Source organism: Candidatus Blochmannia vicinus, from assembly GCF_023586525.1.
Lineage (GTDB): Bacteria > Pseudomonadota > Gammaproteobacteria > Enterobacterales > Enterobacteriaceae > Blochmanniella > Blochmanniella vicinus.
Window position 1 is genome coordinate 209,858 of sequence record NZ_CP097763.1, and the last position, 23,204, is coordinate 233,061.

Genomic DNA, 23,204 nt, shown 5'->3' on the forward strand with positions numbered 1-23,204 from the left:
AATAAACTCCATTGTAGCATTCCTATAATTTTTAATCTTTTAAAATTTTTGCTTTAAATAATAACACTTAATTGAATCCCAATAGAAGGATCAATTAAGTCCTGGATATTTTTTAAATTATCAGGATTTCTAAAAAAATGATATATATTATTAGCTACAATTGGGCCAATATATTTCAAATCTGACAATGACCGTAAATCAGCAGTAACTAAATTTTCAATAGTTTTATATACAACAGCTAAGTTATTTGCTACCGTTTCACCTACACCCCGAATACCTAATGCATATATAAACCGAGCCAAAGTAATTTTTTTAGAATTTTCAATAGCCCATAATAAACGTTTAGCATGCTCCGCGCCAAACCCTTCCAAACAAAGCAACTTATTTTCATTTAAATTAAAAAAATCAACTGGAGTAGATACTAAATTTTTATTAACTAATTGGTCAATAATTCTATTCCCCATGCCATAAATATTCATTGCTTTTCTAGAAGAAAAATGTTCAAGCGCTGCCTTTCTCTGAGCAAGGCACGATAATCCAGCTGTACAACGTAATATTGACTGACGATACTGCGTTGCAATAAGAGATCCACATATCGGACAAAAATGTGGAAATTTTATAGCTTTCACACGATCAGTACGTTTCGATAAAACTACTTCTAAAATTTTAGGAATAACATCACCAGATCTTTGTATACGAACCGTATCACCAACCATCAATCCAAGTCTCTTAACTTCATTAATATTATGAATACTAACTTTCCTAATTATAACATCAGAAATCATAATAGGCTCCAAATAAGCTATTGGAGTAATAATACCTGTTCGTCCAACCTGGAAAATTACATTATCTACTTTAGTAGATCTTATCTCTGCAGGAAATTTATAAGAAACAGCCCAATTAGGAGCTTTAGACCCGCAACCTAACTTATTTTGATATTTACAACTATTTATTTTAACCACTATCCCATCAATGTTAAACTCTAAACTAGCTCGTATTCTTTCTATATAGGAATAATATGCTAATACTTTATCAATTCCGTTAACTAAGCTAATATGATTACTAATTGGTAAACCCCAATTTTTACATAACTGTAATCGTTCCCAATGACTATCTGGTAATTCTTTTTTTCCAAAATAATCACTAACACCATAACAATAAAAACTTAATGGACGTTTAGCAGTAATAGCAGGATCTAATTGACGTAATGAACCAGAAGCAGCATTTCTAGAATTAGAAAAAGGTCTATTACCTTCCCGCACTGTTATCTCATTTAATTGTAAAAAGCATAATTTAGATATAAATATTTCTCCTCTAATTTCTAACAAATATGGTATTTTATCATGATTATTGACATCAATTTTTAAATACATAGGTACTGAATAAATGGTACGCACATTTTCAGTAACATCTTCTCCAATTTTTCCATCACCTCGAGTTGCTGCACAAACTAATTTTCCGTTTTTATATAACAAACTAACTGCCACTCCGTCTATTTTTAACTCACAACAATATGGGATAATATGATGATCATCAAGTTTAATTTTTACTCGTCTATCAAATGATAACAATTGATGTGATTTAATAATACTATTTAAAGATAACATCGGTATTTTATGATTTATTTTTTTAAAATTATCTTGCAACACACCTCCTATACATTGAGTAGGAGAATTTTCTGTAATTAAATGGGGATAAATTTTTTCTAACTGATGTAGTTCTGCTAATATTGCGTCATATTTTTCATCAGATACTTCAGATGCATTTTTTATGTAATATAAATATTCCCAATGATGTAATTTTTTTCTTAAGTTTTGTATTTTTTTTTCAATAAATTTCATAATATAAACGTCCCAATAAACATGGGGTATAATAATCGACCTGCAATTAAAATAAGTGTTTCTGTCGACCTGTAATTAAAGGTAAATAATACTAATGTTTTAAAAAATTAACTTATTTAACATAAATAATACTTGAATATTAGTAATTATTGAATTTACTTTCATAAAGTTATCTATAGCAATATAGATAACTTTAATAATTATTATATAATAGACGTATGTGTATACAGTTAATGCATAATAATTGATTTTATTCTGATATAAAATATTTAAATATTGATTTACATTTTAATTTAATTCTGGCTATTTTTAAAGATATTCTATTTCAAAAAATATATTATGTAATGTTATATAAAGCTGAGGAACATTAAATATGCATAAAATTTATCAAGACAATTCTTATACTATCGGTCACACCCCATTAGTCCGTCTTAATAAAATTGGAAATGGACGCATTATGGTCAAAATAGAATCTAGAAATCCTAGCTTTAGTGTTAAATGTCGTATTGGCGCTAATATGATTTGGGATGCAGAAAAGAGAAACCTATTAAGATCAGACACAAAATTGATAGAAGCAACAAGCGGCAATACTGGTATTGCTTTAGCTTACGTAGCAGCTGCACGTCACTACAAATTAACTTTGACCATGCCAGAAACAATGAGCATTGAACGCCGTAAATTAATTAAAGCCTTAGGAGCTGAAATTATATTAACAGAAGGAAGTGATGGAATGAAAGGAGCTATTGCCAAAGCAAAAAAAATTGCTTCTTCTGATCCTAAACGTTATCTATTATTACAACAATTTAGTAATCCTGCAAACCCAGAAATTCATGAAAAAACAACAGGACCTGAAATTTGGAATGACTCTAATGGGCAAATAGATGTACTTGTAGCTGGCGTTGGAACAGGAGGAACTATCACCGGAATTGGAAGGTTTTTCAAACGTATAAAAAAAAGTAAAAAAATAATTATCGTAGCAGTAGAACCAGAAGACTCTCCAATCATTACTCAAACACTATCTGGGCAAAAAATAAATCCAGCGCCACATAAAATTCAGGGTATTGGCGCTGGATTTATTCCAAAAAATCTTGACTTAACTTTAATTGATCACGTAGAAACTGTAAGCATAGACGCAGCTATTAGCTATGCCAAACATTTAATGGAAAAAGAAGGAATTTTAGCTGGAATTTCTTCAGGTGCTGCATTGGCAGCTGCTATACAACTACAAGCAGACAAAATCTATGAGACCAAAAATATAGTAGTTATACTACCATCATCTAGTGAACGATATTTAAGTACTATATTATTTTCAAACTTATAAAAATTATTATTTTTATATTAATACTAATACTAAACAAAATAGAAAACACTCGCCAACGAGTGTTTTCTATTTATATTTTTCATAAACAAATGCTATGCACTTTTATTCGTTGAAGAATTTATAAAAACATTGAATTAATTACATTATATAAATAGAATACTATATTTTCTGATATATTATAAAAATCTTAAAAGGATTAACGAAACATATCTTTAGTTCATATTCTATTTTGAATGTGATATACATGAAAGATAAAAAAACAATAAATTATTTATATAACAAATTTTGTTCCTCTATATTCATAAACAAAAGTAATTTAATTTAATAAACTTGAAAAAAACATTATTTTCATCATATTATTTAATCAAATGGAGATAAAAATGTATCAAAAAGAAATTGTAATTACCGCTTCCAATGGTTTACATACTCGCCCAGCTACTCAATTTGTGAAAGAAGCAAAAAACTTTAATTCTGAAATTACAGTAATCTCTAATGAAAAAAAAGCAAGTGCTAAAAGTTTATTTAAACTGCAAACACTAGGGTTAAGTAAAGGTTCTGTAATTATTATTTCTGCTAACGGTATAGATGAAGAACAAGCAGTGCAGCATTTAATTAAATTCATTGCTGAACTTAAATAAATAAAAAATAACATAATTAATCAATGTGTAGATAATACACGCTCCATAACCCTAATGAAGGTAGAATTATGATTTCAGGAACTTCAGTATCACCTGGCATCGCCTTCGGAAAAGCGTTGCTATTAGAAGAAAAAAAAATTCTCATTAATTCAGAAAAAATTGCTACTAGTTCTATTAAACAAGAAATAAATCGATTTATTTCTGGACGCACTGAAACTTCTAGACAATTAAAAGAAATCAAAAATAAAATTAAAAAACAATTAGATTCAAAAAAAGAAGCTATCTTTGAAGGCCATATCATATTACTAGAAGATGAAGAACTTGAACAAGATATCATCACTCTTATCAAAGAAGAACTATTTAGCGCAGATGCTGCTGTATATTCAGTGATCGAAACTCAAGCAAAAGCCTTAGAAAAACTAGAAGATGAATATTTGAAGGAACGTGCCACCGACGTAAGAGATATCGGCAATCGTTTATTAAAAAATATTTTAGGGATCCCAATTATCGATTTAAACACAATTACTGAAGAAGTAATAATCATTGCTGTAGATCTTAGCCCATCAGAAACGGCTCAATTAAATTTAAAAAAAGTTTTAGGCTTTATTACTGATGTTGGAGGGAAAACCTCACACACTTCCATCATGGCTCGTTCTTTAGAATTACCAGCTATTGTAGGAACTGGTGTTATTACAAAAAAAGTTTCTAATGGAGACTTTATAATACTTGATGCCTTAAATAATAAAATTTACATTAATCCAACCCCAAAAATCATTAAAAATATCAATATATTAAAAGAAAAATATATTTCTGAAAAATATGAGTTAACTAAGTTCACACATCTTCCAGCAATTACTCTCGACGCGCATCAAGTACGAGTATGCGCCAACATCGGTGATACAATACACGATATCATTAGAGCCAAAGAAAACGGAGCTGAAGGCATAGGGTTATATAGAACCGAATTTTTATTCATGAACCGTAATGCATTGCCTACAGAAGAAGAACAATTTCAAGCTTATAAAAAGGCAGCTGAATCAATGATTAATCAAGCTGTAATCATACGTATTATGGATATTGGAGGTGACAAAAATTTGCCTTATATGCACCTTCCAAACGAAGAAAATCCATTTCTTGGATGGCGCGCAATTCGCATAATGTTAGATAGAAAAGATATACTACATACCCAATTACGTGCTATCTTGCGCGCTTCTTTTTTTGGTAAATTACGTATAATGTATCCTATGATTATTTCTGTAGAAGAAATAAAAACCTTAAATATAGAACTAAATTTATTAAAAAAACAATTACGTAAAGAAGGAAAAAAATTCGACGAAAATATTAAAGTAGGAATTATGATCGAAACTCCTGCTTCTGCCATTATCGCTCATCATTTGATTAAAGAAGTAGATTTTTTTAGTATCGGAACCAATGATTTGACACAATATACTCTTGCAGTAGATCGTGGCAACAAATTAATATCTCATTTGTATAACCCTATATCTCCATCTATTTTAATATTAATTAAACAAGTAATCGAAGCTGCACATTCTGAAGGCAAATGGGTAGCTATGTGTGGAGAAATGGCAGGAGATGAACGTACTACTTTACTATTATTAGGAATGGGGTTGGATGAGTTTAGTATGAACTCCGTATCTATTCCACGAATTAAAAAAATAATCCGTAATTCATATTATCATGATGCAAAGAAAATCGCTGAAAAAGCATTAAATTATCCAACTACAGAATCAATAATGCACTTACTTATGCAGAATAAACAATAATACATTCGTATCAAAACAAACCTAAATCATAATGTTAATCTTTAATTAAAACACAATCTACCATGAAAATATAACCTAAAAAATAATAACTTCATAAGTCTATCAGACTAGATAATCTATAAAAAATTTATCTATATTAATACACGTATTTATAAATAAAAACAACGTAAAAATATATAGACTATAAATTTACCTTATCGAGTATATATTTCTATACAAAATATTTTATTACTTACTCTATATAATTTTCATAATATCCTTTATTAGCTTGTTTACTCAACTATTTTGAAAATCTTATAATTCACACACGAATCAAAACCAAGTCTTTTCATGTACAGCACTTAAATCTAAGAGAATCATGAAATTATTTATACATCCATTTGCCACAACATGGCCACACAAATAAAACTAACGTCAATTATTACTTACATTCTATCTTTAATATCATTAAATCATCTCCAAAAACAAATAATTATTACTTACACTTATAATGCCATTTCTCCTGAAAATAATCGTGCATTACGACCGCTTAAATAACAACATGATCCACATTCTGGAATACCAAAAATATCCCTAATCCCTAAAATTATAGTCAATAAATCTCGATGCCATCCCAAAGGTTCTACACTTAATTGCCAATAAAATCCATGCAAACTAACATTAACAATCTTAGCTGGTAATGGATGCAATACATTAAATTCTTTACTAATATCCATTTCCCAAGGACGAAAAAATACTTCTACTTTTCCTTGTAAAGCAGGCACATATGGTAAAGACCAATGATAAGAACCAATAGATAGTTCTGAGCCACATACTATGCCTTGTAGACAATTAACTTCACTTAAAAACTCTAAAACAAAACGAGTAGCTGGAACATACCAAATATCTTTAGGTGTACCTATTTGTTCAATAATTCCTCGATTCATCACCACTATCCTATTAGCAACTTCCATCGCTTCTTCTTGGTCATGTGTAACAAAAACACTAGTGAATTTAAATTCACTATGCAATCTACGAAGCCAACGACGTAATTCTTTTCTAACTTGAGTATCCAATGCCCCGAAAGGTTCGTCTAGTAGCAAGATTTCTGGTTCAATTGCTAAAGAACGCGCTAAAGCAACACGTTGTTTCTGCCCTCCAGAAAGTTGAGCGGGATATCTATTACCTAAACCTTCTAATTGAACCATAGTTAACAACTGCATAACTTTTTTATTAATTGCATGAGAACTTGGACGTTTATGACGTGGTAACATTCTTATACCAAAAGAAATATTATCCGATACTGTCATATGACGAAATAAAGCATAATTTTGAAAAACAAAACCAACATGACGATCACGTGCACTAAGCTGACTTACGTCTTTACCTCTAAAACGCAAACAACCACTATTATGTTGTTCTAATCCAGCAATAACACGTAGTAATGTTGTTTTACCAGAACCAGACGGGCCCAATAATGCTATAATTTCTCCAGATGCAATATGTAAAGAAATATTAGTTAATACTTTGTCATGACCAAAAAATTTAGTGATCCCATCTATTTCAATACTCATTTCTTATCCCTGGTCACAAATATTAATTCATACGTTTCAAACGACTTTGTAAATAATTCTTCATAAACAACATAATAATTGAAATAGAAGCTAATAATGATGCGGCAACAAATGCGCCAACAGTATTATAATCTTGGTATAATAACTCTACATATAGTGATAAAGTATATGTTTCACCACGTATCAACCCTGAGACTATGGATACTGCTCCAAACTCACCAATAGCACGAGCATTAGTTAAGATGGCGCCATATAATAAAGCCCAACGGATATTTGGAAAAGTAACATAACGAAACATCATCCAACCAGAAGCCCCAAGCAGTACTGCTGCCTCATCTTCCTGTCTTCCTCTATTTGCCATCACCGGAACAAGCTCATGTACTACAAAAGGACAAGTGACAAAAATAGTAACTAATACTACTCCCAACCACGTAAATATTATTTGTATGTTATACAAATCCAGCCAATTTGCGATTACATTATTGTTTGTATAAAGTAACAGATATAATAATCCAGCAATTACTGGAGAAACAGCAATAGGTATATTTAAAAAAACTAATAAAAGTTGTCTTCCATAAAATTTAAAACGAGTTACTAACCAAGCCATTAACACTCCAAAAAATATATTGATAGGTACAGTAAATAACGCTACAACAACCGTTAAAAAAATTGCATGCATCATATCTTTATCAATCAAATTTATTCTGACTACTTTTAATCCTTCTGAAAAAGCAGATACAAAGATCATAATTAAAGGAACCAACAATAACACTGTTGATATAAACATAGTTAAACTAATTAGAACCCATTGGCTCAATGTAATACGACCAATACAATTATTATTTCTATTTACATAATTATTAAATATGTTTATCACTAAAATCCTTTAAACCTCCGATTTATTCGTAATTGAAACATGTTAGTAAACAATAATAATAATAAAGAAATCATCAAAATTACAGAAGCAATAGCACTAGCTGCTGGGTAATCAAATTCTTGTAAACGAATAAAAATAATTAAAGATATCACCTCATTCTTCCATGCAATATTTCCAGCAATGAAAATGACTGCTCCAAATTCACCTAAGCTTCGGATAAAAGATAACACCACACCAGATAACCAAGCTGGCGCCAATTCCGGAAAAATTATATTATAAAAGATTTGCCAATAATCAGCGCCAAGAGTCTTTGCTACTTCTTCATATTCTTCGGAAAACTCTTCTAATACTGGCTGTACCGTACGTACTACAAATGGAATACTTGTAAAAATCATAGCAATAGATATGCCTATCCACGTATATGATACTGTAATACCTACTCGAGATAACCAACTGCCATACCAACCTGATGTTGAAAATAATGTTGCTAAAGTCAATCCTGCTACTGCAGTAGGTAAAGCAAAAGGTAAATCTATTAATGCATCTAATAATTTCTTACCAGGAAATCTGTATCTAGTTATTACCCACGATACCAGCATACCAAATACAGCGTTAAATAATGTTGCTAATCCAGCAGATAATAAGGTAATTTTATAGGAGACTAATAATGCTGGATCTGTAATTATATCCCAATATTGATAAACACTCATTTGAGATAATTGCATTACTAATGCACTCAAAGGTAATAATAAAATCAAGCAAACAAACAATAAACTGCTGCCAAGAGCTATGCCAAATCCAGGCAACACATATTTAACTGAAAAAAATAACATCAACGATGTCCTACTGATAATAATTTATCCAATTCACCTCCACGCCTAAAATGTGTCTCCATAAGAATATTCCAATTACCATACTGATCTTCTATCCTAAATAATTGATTCTCAACAGATCCATCCTGATACATTGGAATAACATCCATTGTATTTACACGATACCCAAACTTAGTGATAATCTTTTGCGCTGAAGGAGTATACAGATAATTTAAATAAGCTTGTGCTACATTTTCAGTTCCATTTCGGAGAACATTTCTATCTATCCAAGTCACTGGAAATTCCACCAAAATATTAGGTTTAGGTATTACAATATCATAGTTATCAGATCCATGTTGCTTCTGTACTAATTTTGCTTCAGATTCAAAATTAATTAATACATCCCCTTGATTTCGATCAATAAAAGTAGAAGTAGCGGCACGTCCTCCAGTATCAAATACTACTACATTTTGTAAAAACTTTTGCATCCAAAATCTAGTTTGCTCTATATTTTCATTACTGTTTTTAAAAAATACATTCCAAGCAGCTAAATAAGTATAACGGCCATTTCCAGAAGTTTTAGGATTAGGAAATACTATCTTCACCCCCTCATTAGTTAAATCATGCCAATTATAAATTCCTTTTGGATTGCCTTGTCTTACCAAAAAAACCATAGTTGAATAAAATGGCGAACTACGATTAGGTAATCGATCTTGCCAGTCTTCAGGAATTAATTTCCCACGATCGTGTAAAATTTGTACATCTATTACCTGATTATAAGTAACTACATCTGCTCGCAATCCTTGTAAGATAGCCATAGCTTGCCTGGTAGATCCTGCATGAGACTGCCGAATAATTAATGTGTCTTCGGGGTTTTTATCCTTCCAATATTTAATAAAATTAGAATTAATCTCTAAAAACAACTCTCTAGACACGTCATACGAACTATTTAATAAAACAGTTCCAAAAACTGAAGCATAAAAAATGCAGTACAACAACACTGTTGCTCTAATTGTTTTTAAAAAAATACGTGCAATAATCATATGTATCCAAATATAAACACGATTATTAAAATAAATTTTCTTTTATTCCAGAGAAATATGATATATAATGTATACGTTTGTGAAATAGATCGTGTATAAATATATATTTACTTAAAAAATAATTAATCAATTACTAATATACAAACAATATTTTTTAATAAAATAGAATTAATTTATAATTAATAATTTATTAATTAATAAAAGTTTATATTTTTTATATATTTATAAAAATAAACTACTACAATAATGAAATGATTATTAATGTACAATAAAACATAAAATATTTCTATATATTTATTTTTAAAATAAATCAAACAGTCATTTCATAACAGAACCGATAATTAAAATGATTCTACACAAAAACTAAAAATTTTCTTCATTAATACAATAAAAACTTGAAATAATTATATATACATATATTTATATATAAATAAAAATTATATAATTAAAATTCAAATCAAATACTTTATTTATTAGAACAAAATATCTAAGTATTATTATCTCTATATAAAATCCATTATATAATTGGGTTTTTTATATGTATAAATCACTCGTTTTAAACTAAAAATACCTATCTTAAATTTAATTAAAAAATTATTTGAGCACTAATGGATGTATTCATTACATAATATTTAAACTATTACTTAAAAAAGTAATTATTGAATATCAAACATAAACTGCATCTTTTATTCTACTCATCTCAAATTATCACCTCATTTATTATAACAATATATACACAACCCAATATACTCTTATTCGATCTAAAAAATTAATAACTCTTTAATTTAATTCTACAATGCTATTGAACTTTTACTATTTTTATAAATAATATAAATACACACAACTCAAATCATCAATCATACAGGGTCAGGAAATCATTATCGCTATCTCACTATGATTGCTCCATACTAAACGGTAATTAATCAATCAAATAATTCAAGATCCCTCCATATAGCTATATAACACATAGCCTAAACGTAAACAAAAACCTAATATAAAAAATTAACTATCACAATTTACGTAATGCTATTATCGTTCATTCATCTCTTATTTTAAAATCAATGTCTCTCTATCTATTACATATTACTTAAAGATAATCTATTCTTGCTAAAAAATAAATAATATGTACTTACATAATTAACAAATTAATAATAAATATAAACACTAAAATTTTTTATAAAATATCTAGATACATATCTACCGACATAAAAAATGACATCATTTACAACAAATAAACAACAATAAAAATATGATAAATTAATTAAAATAAATCATAAAAAAACACAGATAAATCGTATATTACTATTAATTATTTGATCTAATTTTCAAAAAGATATTAAAATCACATAAAAATTAAAATAACAATAATATCTAATTTCATTGAATGAAATTACTTCCTTTTAATTAAAAAACTGTATATATCAAAATAAAATATATATTTTAATTCATATATTTTTAAATATTATTTACAATGAATACTATCAATATATTTATCAAATAAAATAATATATTCATAATTATGCCATTATGTGTAAAATAATAAAAATTATTCTTGCTATAAACAATATTACTATCATATGATTAATTATCAATGTTAGTTAACTATCATGCAGATAAGCAAACCATAAATACGATTATATATAATTATGTAATTATTTTTCAATAATTACTAAAACATTAGTCTTAAATATACAAATTCCTAAATATTTTTATTTTCTCTCGTAGATAAAATATTTAATAAACCTATTTTTATATCATTCGTTTTTAAAATATAATATAAATAACATGGCTATATAAAAATTATTCAGTGCACTCGACAATTCTCTATAAAGAGACAATTTATTTTAATAATCCTTTTAATTAAAAATTAAATATTAGGAAAACGCTTTATGTTAACAAATAAAATATTAGCTAATGCTATACGTATACTAAGCATAGATGCTATACAACAGGCTAATTCAGGACACCCTGGTTGTCCCATGGGTATGGCTGATATTGCAGAAGTATTATGGAGGGATTACATAAATCATAATCCAAGCAACCCAAATTGGATTAATCGAGATAGATTTGTTCTGTCTAATGGACACGGATCAATGTTATTATATAGCATACTGCATTTAACTGGATACTCCATATCTATAGAAGATCTAAAAAGTTTTAGACAATTAAATTCTAAAACGCCTGGACATCCAGAATATAGACATACTGATGGAGTAGAAGTTACGACAGGACCATTAGGACAAGGCCTAGCTAATGCTGTAGGATTAGCAATTGCCGAGCGGACACTAGCGGCTCAATTTAATCGTATACAATTTAATATCATTGATCATTATACTTATGTATTTTTAGGAGACGGATGCATGATGGAAGGTATTTCTCATGAAGCTTGCTCGTTAGCTGGAACTATGAAACTAAATAAACTAATTATGTTTTATGATAACAATGGTATTTCTATAGATGGTGATGTAACAGAATGGTTCACGGATGATACTGCTATGCGCTTTGAATCCTATGGATGGAATGTAATACGTAATATAAACGGACATAATAGAGATTCTATTAAAATTGCAATTGACCAAGCTAAATCCATATTAAATAAACCATCACTATTAATATGTAACACTATTATTGCCTTTGGGTCGCCAAATAAAAGTGGGACACACAGTGCGCATGGTGCTCCGCTAGGACAAGAAGAGGTAGCTGCTACGCGAAAAATGCTTCATTGGAATGAACCTCCATTTGTTATACCTAAAAAAATATATAAATTGTGGAATGCTAAAATAATAGGTCAAGAGAAAGAAGACGCTTGGAAGAAACTATTTTATCAATACACACTAACTTATCCTGATTTAGCAAAAGAATTAATAAGACGAATACAGCGAAAACTACCTAATGATTGGCACAAGAAAACACAAAAATTTATTGAAAACTTACAAATGAACCCTCAAAATATTGCTACACGTCAAGCTTCTCAAATTACAATTGAATCTTTTTCCAAAAAACTACCTGAGCTTTTTGGCGGATCTGCAGATTTAACACCCAGTAATTTAACAACTTGGTCACAATCTTCTTCTGTCATGAAAAATAATGCTGGTAATTATATTCATTACGGTGTACGAGAATTCGGTATGACTGCAATTGCTAATGGTATTGCTAATTATGGAGCTTTTTTACCCTATACTGCTACATTTTTAACATTTGTTGAATACGCGCGTAATGCAGTTCGTATGGCGGCATTAATGAATAGTCATCATATTATGATTTATACTCATGATTCTATTGGATTAGGAGAAGATGGTCCGACTCATCAACCTATAGAACAATTATCAAATTTGCGTATGACTCCAAATTTAACAGTATGGCGTCCCTGTGATCAAGTAGAAACAGCAGTGGCTTGGAAAGCTGCAATTGAACATCATGGCCCAACTGCATTAGTTTTATCTAGACAAAATCTTATACAACAAGAACGCACATCAGCACAAATTAACAATATTGTTCGAGGAGGGTACATTCTTAAAGATTGTCAAGGAGTACCTGAATTAATTATAATTGCTACCGGATCAGAAATAATACTAGCTATAAATTCATATCGCCACCTAACTAATGAAGGATATAAAGTACGAGTTGTTTCCTTACCTTCTACTAACATATTTGATCGACAAAACACATCATACCGTGAACACGTATTGCCGAATACAATAATTAGTAGACTAGCTATTGAAGCTAGTAGTAGTGATTATTGGTACAAATATGTTGGATTACACGGTGAAATAATAGGTATGAATACATTTGGAAAATCAGCCCCATCAAATCAACTATTTAAATTTTTTAACTTTACTGTAGATTACATAATTGAAAAATCATATAAATTATTAAATAAATTTGCTAATAAATAAATAATCATAAAATTTTTATGCACAAAATATATTAGTACTTTAATTTATATAGCATATGTAATTAAACTAATATGTCCAAATCAATATTTGGACATATTAGTTTATAATGTCAGATATGTAGTGATTAAACTTAAAATACTTTTAATCTATAACTATAAATAGGACCATACAATATGAATTTTTCTAAGCTAGAAATGTTAGCTCAAAAATTAATTAAACAACCATCAGTATATCCAAGAAACAATAGTTGCCATGAAATAATTATAGATTATTTACAAAAATTAAACTTTAATATAGAACTCATGCAATTTGATGATACTTTTAATATTTGGGCGTATCATGGCGATAAAAAACAACAACAACAACACACATTATTATTTCTTGGGCATACTGATGTGGTAGACCCTGGAAACCTACAATCCTGGAATTATCCCCCATTCTCAGGAATAATACATGATAATGCGTTGCACGGACGAGGCGCGGTAGATATGAAAGGCGCGTTAGCTGCTATGTTAGTTGCTTCTGATAATTTTATAAACACACATCCTAATTATCAAGGTCGCCTCGCATTTCTTATTACCTCTGACGAAGAAGGAACTGGAATCAATGGAACTACAAAAGTTGTAGAATCTTTAACAATACGCAACGAACATATAGATTATTGCATAGTAGGCGAACCATCTAGTCAACATCAAATAGGAGATGTTATAAAAAATGGAAGACGTGGGTCACTTATAGGAAAATTAACAATATATGGATCGCAAGGACACGTAGCGTATCCTCAATTCTCAAAAAACCCAATACATTTAGTTATTCCAACATTATCAGAGTTCCTAAATACTACATGGGATCAAGATAAAAATATATTCTTTCCTCCTACTACTATGCAAATTACCAATATTTACACAAATAACAACGTAAATAATAATATTATACCGCATACAATTACATTAGACTTTAATTTTCGCTTTAATAATAAATCTTCTATTGAAGATATTAAAAAATGTATAAAAAAAATACTTGAATATCATTCTTTAACTTATAATATTGATTGGAAACTTTCTGCAGAACCTTATTTTAGCAATCCAGGAAAATTAACTAATGTTGTAGTCAATGCTATTAAATATTATCAAAAACTTGAGCCTTGTTTAGAAACTACAGGAGGCACTTCTGATGGGCGTTTTATAGCTAAAATGGGAGCAGAAGTTATAGAATTAGGCGCACGTAATCATACTATCCATAAAGTCAACGAATATATTGACTTAGCAGATTTAAAATTACTTAGCTCTATATATCAAAAAATAATAGAAGATTTACTTCTATATCGACAATAAATATAAAAAATATTATTTGTTATACGTACTTTAATGTAATTTTCATAATACCTATATATATTTCTATATACTCAAACATAAATAATATGACAAAAATTTTTTGATGTATTCCAATTTAATCAATCCTCAGCATTAATTAAACAAGATGTATGCGTTGTTTCTGTAAGAAATACTACAGGAGGAGGGCATATATTTAACTTTTTACCTATTTTTTGAGTATTAGCATCATTAACATTACTAATTTTTGGAATAACATAATCATCATATGATACAGGCAATAAAATATCTAAATCTTCTGGTAAATTTAATTCTAATAAAGCTACAGTATCTAAATACTCTAAATTCCCACTAAGTTTACAACGATTTTCCTTATATAATATTTCAGAAGAACAACAAGCCGACAGAAATATCACACATAAAATCTCTAAAAAAGTTAACATTACAACCCTTATATAAATAATTACTTATGACTATATTAAGTATAAAATAATTCTGAATCTATTAAAGCCTTCTTTAACACATGACGATCTACTTTAGATAAATAAGTCATAGGTAAACGTAAAGTATCACATGAAATTAATCCTAATTCTTTACAAGCCCATTTTACTGGTATAGGATTAGAATCAATAAATAACGCTTGATGCACAGGCATCAAGCGTTGATTAATGTGTTGTGCATTTAAAAAATCTTTTTTGTTTGCTAATTTACATAAATCAGCCATTTCTTTTGCAGCAATATTAGCAGTAACAGAAATTACCCCAACTCCTCCCAGTTTTATAAAATCTAATGCGCTTAAGTCATCTCCACTTAATAAAATAAAATCTTCATGAACCAGCTGTTTTAATTGATTAACTCTGTTTAAATTTCCTGTCGCCTCTTTAATCCCAATTATATTTTTTATCTTGGATAAACGAGAAACAGTACTCGGCACCATATCACAGCCAGTACGCAACGGAACATTATATAATATCTGTGGTAATTCTGTGCTTTCTGAAATAGCTTTAAAATGCTGAAATAACCCTTCTTGATTAGGACGATTATAATAGGGTGTTACACTTAAACAAGCCGCTATATCGCTATTATTAAATTTATTAGTTAATAAAACAGCTTCTGCTGTCGAATTTGCGCCCGTACCCGCTATAATTGGCAACCTACCATCACTAAACTCTAAAGTTTTCATGACCACGTCAACATGTTCTTCCTGTGTAAGCCCGGACATTTCCCCTGTCGTTCCGACAGAAACAATAGCTGATGTACCACTGATTACATGATAATCAACAAGCTTTTTCAAACTTATCCAATCTACGGAACCTTTTAAATCCATTGGGGTTATTAAAGCAACTATACTTCCAGTAAACATGAATTATCATCTCCAATAAACTTAATATACAAGGTTTTTTACATTTAATAAGACCTGACTAAACAAGAGCAAACATAAACTTATTTAATTTCATTTGAATAGAAAGTAATATTACAATTTTTATAGTTACATATTATAGTTATACTTATTTATGAATATACATATTATTTACCATTGTTTAATAATTTTAAATGAATTAAAAATTATTTTCATTATATTTTTGATTATTAAGTAAATTATTATTCGTTAAGGATATATCCAATACTAAATAGTCATTTAAAACAATCCTCTGTTATTTTTATGGTAATTTTTTAAATACCATCATATGTAGATATGAAACTCTTTTAAATAATTTAATTATATTATATACAAAATTTTAAAGTAGTATTAAAGTGTAATCAATTTTAAAAATTTATTAATTATTCAATGGAATATATTACTATGACATTATTGCAACCTGGAGATAAAGCACCTCACTTTATTTTACCTGATCAAGATGGTATTTTAGTCGATCTTTGTTTTTTTATAGGAAAAAAAGTTCTTATTTACTTTTATCCTAAAGCTATGACACCAGGATGTACCATACAAGCATGTAAATTAAGAGACAATATCGATATATTTAGGAAATTAGACGTAGAAATAATTGGAATTAGCAACGATAAACCAGAAAAACTTTTAAAATTTCATGAAAAAGAAATGTTACGTTTTACTTTACTTTCTGATGAACACTACAAAGTTACGAAGAAATTTGGAGCATGGGGAGAAAAAAAATTTATGGGGAAAATATATAATGGAGTACATCGTGTTAGTTTTATAATAGATGCCACCGGCTCTGTAGAACAAGTATTTGCACATTTTAAACCTGTTGAGCATGACCAAATTATATTACGTTATCTAAATAATCAAATAATAACATAAAGTAAATAATTTTTCATATAACCCCGATATAAGCTATACCAACAGTACTACTTTAGTATATAAAAATCAATACCATTAATATTTAATAATTGTTAATAATATATATACGTTCATAATATAAACATTTGTCATAAATAACATACTGAATTTATTTGTTAATAAAAATATATATATTTATATTAAATAAATAATTTTTAATTACATAAAAAATTATACATTATTTAGTTCCAAATGTTTTATCACCAGCATCTCCAAATCCTGGAATAATGTAACCATGTTTGTTAATTTTTTGATCTACAGAAGCTAAATATAATTCAATATCTGGATGTTTTTTTTCCAAGGCTTCAATGCCCTCCGGAGCTGCTACTATCGACAAAACTTTTATATTATTACATCCAAATTTTTTTAATAAATCAATAGTAGCAATTATTGATCCACCAGTAGCCAGCATAGGATCTAACACCATTGCCATACGTTCATTTATATTAGAAACTAATTTATGAAAATACGGAATCGGCTCAAGAGTAATTTCATTACGATAAATCCCTATTATACTAATACGTGCACTTGGAAGATGCTTCAATACACCATTCATCATACCTAGTCCAGCTCTTAAGATTGGCACTACTGTTATTTTTTTGCCTTTAATACGCGCAATTTTTACTAATCCACACCATCCTTTAATAGTTACTATTTCTACTTCTAAATCATCAGTAGCTACATAAGTTAATAAACTTCCTAATTCTGCAGATAACTCTCTAAAACGTTTAGTACTAATATCACAAATACGCATCAGTCCTAATTTGTGTTGAACTAATGGATGCCTAATCTCAACTATTTTCATATCAATTTTATTCTCCATGAAAGTAAATTTTCAAATCTGAAAAGTTGTACTTTCTAATTACCATTTATAATAATATTCATAAATTTATGAAAATAAATATAAAATATTATTTAATTGATATTTGTAGAATAATAATGATAATATGGGAACCTATACAAAAATTGATTACATCATTTATTTTCTATATATAACATAAATCAAATCTTAATATTTAAGACATATAATATAATTTGACTGGATATTATTGACTATTTGAACAAATAATTATCTTAAAAATATAAGAACATCATATCATAAACAATATAAAAATATTGTTTATGATATGATGTTCTTATATTTAATACAACTTTGGTAATAATCACTGATTTATACAACTCCTAAGTTTGTTTAATAAAAATAATTTTATTTAACAAACTATATATATTTACACAAAAATTTATGACAATTATATTAAATTATATTATTTTGTAACTCTTGAAATAAAGATACTAGTTATTTGTATGAAAAAAAAGAAAACAAAAGTACGTATTACTAAATGGGTATTATTCATCAGTTTTATGATATTATTTATCAGGTTAATATATGCTTCTATAAATGCCTGGAATTATAATAAAAACAACGATAGGAATTGCTCCATTGTATCAAACAATAAATTATAATTATTTAAATAAAAATACAATATTTACAACTAACCTTTATTAAAATAAAACTAACTAATTTTACATTGCCTACCCATAAAAAATTATTATTATTATTTATCAAAACCCTATATAATTTAAATTAACAAAGATAACCGCTTCTCTAAAATAAAATCCACAACAAATTGTACCCCATGACCTATTTTTAAATTAGTAAAAGACCATGGCAATCCCTTTCTCATAAAATTAGTATCTCTAGCCATAATTTCTAAAGACGCCCCTACGTACGAAGCCAAATCAATTTTATTAATTATTAAAAAATCAGAACGTGTTATACCTGGACCTCCTTTTCGAGGTATTTTATCACCTGCAGCTACGTCAATAACATATAAATTTAAATCCGATAATTCAGGACTAAACGTAGCGCTCAAATTATCTCCACCGCTTTCAATAAAAATAATATCTAAATTCTTAAATCTATATGTTAGTTCTTCTATAGCTAATAAATTAATGGAGGCATCTTCACGAATAGCAGCATGAGGGCATCCTCCAGTTTCTACACCAATAATACGATCAGCCGATAAAGCGTTTGCATCTATTAAAATACGTTGATCTTCTTTAGTATAGATATCATTGGTTACCACTGCTAATTGATAATTATCTTTCATTTTTTTACATAAGACTTCAAGTAATGCAGTTTTACCTGTTCCTACTGGACCACCTACACCTATACGAAATGGTTGAGTATATTTTTTACGTAACAAAACATATCCCTTTAATTAAAATTAATAAACATATAGCATATATATATGCTATATGTTTAGTCAAATCAAGTATTTTTAAGAACGAAATAATCGTGAGTACTGTGTTTCATGACAAGAAGACGCTATAGATTGTAATAGAAAACTACTTCCTAATTCATGATCCATGATCATATCCGCCTTATTCCAAGCATTTGGAAAAAATTCCATTAAATATCTTAACAACTTTTGAGCAGCTCTTTGTCCAAAAGGTATCAATTTCAATCCTGCCATTATAGAAGATTCTAACATATTATATGCATATCCCAGCGCTAAATCTCTTAAAGGAATGCCCCACATACATCCTAACCATGCTATAGACGCCAAACCGCTACGCTCTAAAGCTGATAACCAAATATCATCACGAGTAAGTGGGTACCACTGCAATATTAATTTTGTCATTGCTTGTCCGCGTTGGTTTTCTTCTAACCTAAACTCACGAGTATCACGATATGACAAAATTCTTAATACACATTGAAAAAACCTAACTTCGTCTCTAATTTGAGTATAATAATAGCAACGCTTAAGCATAGGCCACTCTAAATAAATTAATGGCCCATCAATCCATTGTTTTTGCCATTCAGAAAAGGTTTCTACAGAATTTACCCAATTACACTCTACAGCCCACTCTAAACCTCGTGAATAAGCAAATCCTCCTAAAGGAAAATTAGAACTAATCAACTGCATTAAAGATAATAATGAATTTTCGTTCTGAGTAACACACATAATACAATTAGGACAATATATTCATAAATTATTTATATAAATATTTCTTAAATTTTTCAATGATTATTAAATATAATAATACACATATACACAACTTATTATTATAATGTTATGAATACGTATATTTATCCAGCTACAAGATAAACAAAATATAAAAATGTAGCAATTAATGCTTTATTATATAACAACAAGAATCTATCTAAATAAACTTGAAAAATTGTATCTATTACATATCTTGAATCTATAAATTTAATCGTAGAACACAACCATAAAATATAATTAAATGTAACTAAATATTGTAAACCACGCATATAACTATATATTTTATTACTATAATAATATATAGTAGCTCATAGCAATTACTGATACTATCAGAATAAAAAATTAATTTTTAAACAATTAATAAAAATAATATTAAATTTTATGAATATATATATATTCAAGTACATAACGCTATTGCACACTAAAATAAAAAATAACGTTGCGACATAGGCAATGAATATGAAGGTTCACAAGTTAATAATTCTCCATTTGCACGTACTTGGTAAGTCTGAGGATCTACCTCAATCATTGGTTGCCAGGAATTATTAATCATATGTTTTTTTTGAATATCTCTGCACTTATAAGCTTCGCCAATTAAACTAGTCAACTTTAAACGATTTATTAATTCTGAATGATAAGCAACTTTAGACACAAACGTCATTCGTGTCGCATGTCTTGCATTACCATGTGCTCCAAACATTAATCGATAATGTACTGGTTGTGGAGTGGGTATAGAAGCATTAGGATCTCCCATAGTTGCAGAATTAATCATACCGCCTTTAATTATCATTTCTGGTTTAACTCCAAAAAAAACAGGAGACCATAACACTAAATCTGCTAATTTTCCTGTTTCAATGGAACCAACCTCATGAGAAATACCATGGGTTATTGCTGGATTAATTGTATATTTAGCAATATACCGTTTTACACGAATATTATCATTATATTTGTCATCACCTGATAATGAACCCCTTTGTAATTTCATCTTATGAGCTGTTTGCCAAGTACGTAGAATAACTTCTCCAACTCGCCCCATGGCTTGAGAATCAGAAGAAATCATAGATAAAGCTCCAAGATCATGTAAAATATCTTCAGCAGCGATTGTCTCTTTACGAATTCTAGATTCTGAAAACGCCATATCTTCAGGAAGATTAGGATTAAGATTATGACAAACCATCATCATATCTAAATGTTCATCTATTGTATTAATAGTATAAGGCATAGTAGGATTAGTAGATGATGGTAATACGTTATTAAATCCGCATATTCGTATGATATCTGGTGAATGTCCGCCACCTGCACCTTCAGTATGATAAGCATGTATTGTTCTTCCTTTAATCGCAGATAACGTATCTTCAACAAATCCTGATTCGTTTAAAGTGTCAGTATGTATAGAAACTTGAACATCAAAATTATCGGCTACATTTAAACAACAATCAATAGCTGCAGGTGTTGCCCCCCAATCTTCGTGAATCTTTAAACCAATAGCCCCAGCAATTATTTGCTCTTCTAAAGCCATAGGTAAAGAGGCGCTACCTTTACCAGTAAGTCCGACATTAACAGGCAAGGAATCTGCTACCTGTAGCATACGAGATAAAAACCAAGGACCTGGGGTACAAGTTGTTGCATTACTTCCTGTTGTTGGTCCAGTACCTCCTCCAATAAATGTAGTAATTCCAGAACATAATCCTTCTTCTACTTGTTGAGGACAAATAAAATGAATGTGAGAGTCAATACCTCCGGCAGTAACTATTTTACCTTCTGCCGATATTACATCTGTACCAGGTCCAATAAATATTGTCACATCTGGCTGTACATCTGGATTTCCCGATTTACCAATACCTGTTATACGACCATTATTTATACCAATATCTGCTTTTACTATCCCCCAATAATCAATAATTATTACATTAGTTAATACTAAATCAACACAATCTTTACTACTCATTTGCCCTTGACCCATACCATCTCGTATAACTTTACCTCCTCCAAATTTTACTTCTTCTCCATATACAGTAAAATCTTTTTCTACTTTTATCCACAATTCGGTATCAGCTAATCGCACCGAATCACCTATAGTTGGTCCGAATAAAGAAGCATACTCATGTCTAGATAATATACTACTCATAATTAATCCAATTTACCCATAATAGCTTTACAAAATCCATAAATTTTACATACACCTGCATATTTTACAAGATCTACAGTTCTAGACTGCCCTGGCTCAAAACGAATTGCTGTACCAGACGGAATATTTAAACGAAACCCACGAACAATAACTCTATTAAATTTTAAAGCAGTATTAACTTCATAAAAATGAAAATGGGAACCAATCTGTATCGGTCTATCTCCATAATTAACAACAGTTACTAATACCCGCTGTCGTCCAACATTCAATTCTATATCCCCATCAGAAATAAATAATTCACCTGGTATCATGATAAAACATACTCATTTAATTGTTCTTAAATTATCGGGTCATGTATTGTAACCAATTTGGTGCCATCAATAAAGGTAGCTTCTACTTGTACATTAGTAATCATTTCAGGCACTCCCACCATGACTTCGTCTCTGGTTAATATATTCCTGCCTATATCCATTAATTCAGCAACATTTTTTCCTTCACGCGCTCCTTCTAAAATTACAGAACTAATCAACGCTATTGCTTCTGGATAATTTAATTTTAAACCTCGATTACGACGCCTCTCTGCTAACAATGCCGCTGTAAATAATAATAATTTGTCTTTTTCACGGGGTAATAGCTTCATTTATAAGTT

Annotated in this window: 19 protein-coding genes; 6 read left to right on the plus strand and 13 right to left on the minus strand. The window is 29.1% G+C overall.

Annotation, left to right across the window (positions count from 1 at the left end):
* Positions 1-53 precede the first annotated feature (53 nt).
* Positions 54-1,841 carry an NAD-dependent DNA ligase LigA gene (gene ligA / locus M9408_RS00890; RefSeq protein WP_250257322.1) on the minus strand — a complete coding sequence of 596 codons (1,788 nt, stop codon included), beginning with the start codon at positions 1,839-1,841 and terminating at the stop codon, positions 54-56.
* Positions 1,842-2,214: 373 nt separating this feature from the next.
* On the opposite strand from ligA, the gene cysK reads away from it, so the two are divergent.
* The 3 genes from cysK (at position 2,215) to ptsI (ending at position 5,584) form a co-directional block, all read left to right on the plus strand.
* Positions 2,215-3,162 carry a cysteine synthase A gene (cysK, locus tag M9408_RS00895; RefSeq protein WP_250257323.1) on the plus strand — a complete coding sequence of 316 codons (948 nt, stop codon included), beginning with the start codon at positions 2,215-2,217 and terminating at the stop codon, positions 3,160-3,162.
* 380 nt (positions 3,163-3,542) lie between these two features.
* Positions 3,543-3,800 (plus strand): HPr family phosphocarrier protein, encoded by a 258-nt coding sequence (locus M9408_RS00900; RefSeq protein WP_250236733.1) that lies wholly within the window; start codon positions 3,543-3,545, stop codon positions 3,798-3,800.
* A 68-nt stretch (positions 3,801-3,868) separates the two neighbouring features.
* Positions 3,869-5,584 carry a phosphoenolpyruvate-protein phosphotransferase PtsI gene (gene ptsI, locus M9408_RS00905; RefSeq protein ID WP_250257324.1) on the plus strand — a complete coding sequence of 572 codons (1,716 nt, stop codon included), beginning with the start codon at positions 3,869-3,871 and terminating at the stop codon, positions 5,582-5,584.
* Between the two features lie 485 nt (positions 5,585-6,069).
* Here ptsI and cysA read toward each other — a convergent pair whose 3' ends face one another.
* The 4 genes from cysA to cysP all read right to left on the minus strand — a co-directional run bounded on the left by cysA (position 6,070) and on the right by cysP (position 9,869).
* Positions 6,070-7,137 (minus strand): sulfate/thiosulfate ABC transporter ATP-binding protein CysA, encoded by a 1,068-nt coding sequence (cysA, locus tag M9408_RS00910; RefSeq protein WP_250257325.1) that lies wholly within the window; start codon positions 7,135-7,137, stop codon positions 6,070-6,072.
* Positions 7,138-7,159: 22 nt separating this feature from the next.
* Complete coding sequence (locus M9408_RS00915) at positions 7,160-7,924, minus strand: sulfate ABC transporter permease (protein ID WP_250248886.1); 765 nt, start codon at positions 7,922-7,924, stop codon at positions 7,160-7,162.
* A gap of 89 nt (positions 7,925-8,013) precedes the next feature.
* On the minus strand, positions 8,014-8,847 hold the full coding sequence (gene cysT / locus M9408_RS00920; protein ID WP_250257326.1) for a sulfate/thiosulfate ABC transporter permease CysT: 834 nt from the start codon (positions 8,845-8,847) through the stop codon (positions 8,014-8,016).
* Complete coding sequence (gene cysP, locus M9408_RS00925; protein ID WP_250257327.1) at positions 8,847-9,869, minus strand: thiosulfate ABC transporter substrate-binding protein CysP; 1,023 nt, start codon at positions 9,867-9,869, stop codon at positions 8,847-8,849. The genes cysT and cysP overlap by 1 nt, the downstream gene beginning before the upstream one ends.
* Before the next feature lie 1,889 nt (positions 9,870-11,758).
* Between cysP and tkt the strand changes: the two genes are divergently transcribed.
* Positions 11,759-13,765, plus strand: a complete 2,007-nt coding sequence (tkt, locus tag M9408_RS00930; protein ID WP_250257328.1) for a transketolase — start codon at positions 11,759-11,761, stop codon at positions 13,763-13,765.
* Between the two features lie 173 nt (positions 13,766-13,938).
* Entirely contained in the window at positions 13,939-15,099 is a 1,161-nt protein-coding gene (dapE, locus tag M9408_RS00935; RefSeq protein WP_250257329.1) for a succinyl-diaminopimelate desuccinylase, read from the plus strand.
* 119 nt (positions 15,100-15,218) lie between these two features.
* Here the strand turns inward: dapE and bamC are convergent, their stop codons facing one another.
* Positions 15,219-15,539 carry an outer membrane protein assembly factor BamC gene (bamC, locus tag M9408_RS00940; protein ID WP_250257330.1) on the minus strand — a complete coding sequence of 107 codons (321 nt, stop codon included), beginning with the start codon at positions 15,537-15,539 and terminating at the stop codon, positions 15,219-15,221.
* Positions 15,540-15,574: 35 nt separating this feature from the next.
* Positions 15,575-16,459 carry a 4-hydroxy-tetrahydrodipicolinate synthase gene (dapA, locus tag M9408_RS00945; protein WP_250257331.1) on the minus strand — a complete coding sequence of 295 codons (885 nt, stop codon included), beginning with the start codon at positions 16,457-16,459 and terminating at the stop codon, positions 15,575-15,577.
* Between the two features lie 441 nt (positions 16,460-16,900).
* Here dapA and bcp point away from each other — a divergent pair, with 441 nt between their 5' ends.
* Positions 16,901-17,377: a thioredoxin-dependent thiol peroxidase gene (gene bcp, locus M9408_RS00950; RefSeq protein WP_250257332.1), complete on the plus strand. Its 477-nt coding sequence runs from the start codon at positions 16,901-16,903 to the stop codon at positions 17,375-17,377.
* A 217-nt stretch (positions 17,378-17,594) separates the two neighbouring features.
* On the opposite strand, the gene upp is transcribed toward bcp, so the two are convergent.
* The 6 genes from upp to M9408_RS00980 all read right to left on the minus strand — a co-directional run bounded on the left by upp (position 17,595) and on the right by M9408_RS00980 (position 23,195).
* A complete protein-coding gene (gene upp, locus M9408_RS00955; protein ID WP_250257502.1) occupies positions 17,595-18,221 on the minus strand; it encodes a uracil phosphoribosyltransferase in 627 nt (208 codons plus the stop codon).
* Positions 18,222-18,996: 775 nt separating this feature from the next.
* Positions 18,997-19,623 carry an urease accessory protein UreG gene (gene ureG, locus M9408_RS00960; RefSeq protein WP_250257333.1) on the minus strand — a complete coding sequence of 209 codons (627 nt, stop codon included), beginning with the start codon at positions 19,621-19,623 and terminating at the stop codon, positions 18,997-18,999.
* Between the two features lie 75 nt (positions 19,624-19,698).
* Positions 19,699-20,385 (minus strand): urease accessory protein UreF, encoded by a 687-nt coding sequence (locus tag M9408_RS00965; protein WP_250257334.1) that lies wholly within the window; start codon positions 20,383-20,385, stop codon positions 19,699-19,701.
* 463 nt (positions 20,386-20,848) lie between these two features.
* The gene (gene ureC, locus M9408_RS00970; protein WP_250257335.1) at positions 20,849-22,555 is read right to left on the minus strand and encodes an urease subunit alpha; all 1,707 of its coding nucleotides are present in this window, start codon (positions 22,553-22,555) and stop codon (positions 20,849-20,851) included.
* Positions 22,556-22,557: 2 nt separating this feature from the next.
* Positions 22,558-22,866 carry an urease subunit beta gene (locus M9408_RS00975; protein WP_250257336.1) on the minus strand — a complete coding sequence of 103 codons (309 nt, stop codon included), beginning with the start codon at positions 22,864-22,866 and terminating at the stop codon, positions 22,558-22,560.
* Between the two features lie 26 nt (positions 22,867-22,892).
* Positions 22,893-23,195 (minus strand): urease subunit gamma, encoded by a 303-nt coding sequence (locus M9408_RS00980; protein ID WP_250257337.1) that lies wholly within the window; start codon positions 23,193-23,195, stop codon positions 22,893-22,895.
* Positions 23,196-23,204: the final 9 nt, after the last annotated feature.

Coding starts and splice junctions, on each gene's coding strand:
- ligA (WP_250257322.1), bottom strand. CDS start 1,841: ATGAAATTTATTGAAAAAAAAATACAAAACTTAAGAAAAAAATTACAT.
- cysK (WP_250257323.1), top strand. CDS start 2,215: ATGCATAAAATTTATCAAGACAATTCTTATACTATCGGTCACACCCCA.
- M9408_RS00900 (WP_250236733.1), top strand. CDS start 3,543: ATGTATCAAAAAGAAATTGTAATTACCGCTTCCAATGGTTTACATACT.
- ptsI (WP_250257324.1), top strand. CDS start 3,869: ATGATTTCAGGAACTTCAGTATCACCTGGCATCGCCTTCGGAAAAGCG.
- cysA (WP_250257325.1), bottom strand. CDS start 7,137: ATGAGTATTGAAATAGATGGGATCACTAAATTTTTTGGTCATGACAAA.
- M9408_RS00915 (WP_250248886.1), bottom strand. CDS start 7,924: ATGTTTATATCAACAGTGTTATTGTTGGTTCCTTTAATTATGATCTTT.
- cysT (WP_250257326.1), bottom strand. CDS start 8,847: ATGTTATTTTTTTCAGTTAAATATGTGTTGCCTGGATTTGGCATAGCT.
- cysP (WP_250257327.1), bottom strand. CDS start 9,869: ATGATTATTGCACGTATTTTTTTAAAAACAATTAGAGCAACAGTGTTG.
- tkt (WP_250257328.1), top strand. CDS start 11,759: ATGTTAACAAATAAAATATTAGCTAATGCTATACGTATACTAAGCATA.
- dapE (WP_250257329.1), top strand. CDS start 13,939: ATGAATTTTTCTAAGCTAGAAATGTTAGCTCAAAAATTAATTAAACAA.
- bamC (WP_250257330.1), bottom strand. CDS start 15,539: ATGTTAACTTTTTTAGAGATTTTATGTGTGATATTTCTGTCGGCTTGT.
- dapA (WP_250257331.1), bottom strand. CDS start 16,459: ATGTTTACTGGAAGTATAGTTGCTTTAATAACCCCAATGGATTTAAAA.
- bcp (WP_250257332.1), top strand. CDS start 16,901: ATGACATTATTGCAACCTGGAGATAAAGCACCTCACTTTATTTTACCT.
- upp (WP_250257502.1), bottom strand. CDS start 18,221: ATGAAAATAGTTGAGATTAGGCATCCATTAGTTCAACACAAATTAGGA.
- M9408_RS00965 (WP_250257334.1), bottom strand. CDS start 20,385: ATGTGTGTTACTCAGAACGAAAATTCATTATTATCTTTAATGCAGTTG.
- ureC (WP_250257335.1), bottom strand. CDS start 22,555: ATGAGTAGTATATTATCTAGACATGAGTATGCTTCTTTATTCGGACCA.
- M9408_RS00975 (WP_250257336.1), bottom strand. CDS start 22,866: ATGATACCAGGTGAATTATTTATTTCTGATGGGGATATAGAATTGAAT.
- M9408_RS00980 (WP_250257337.1), bottom strand. CDS start 23,195: ATGAAGCTATTACCCCGTGAAAAAGACAAATTATTATTATTTACAGCG.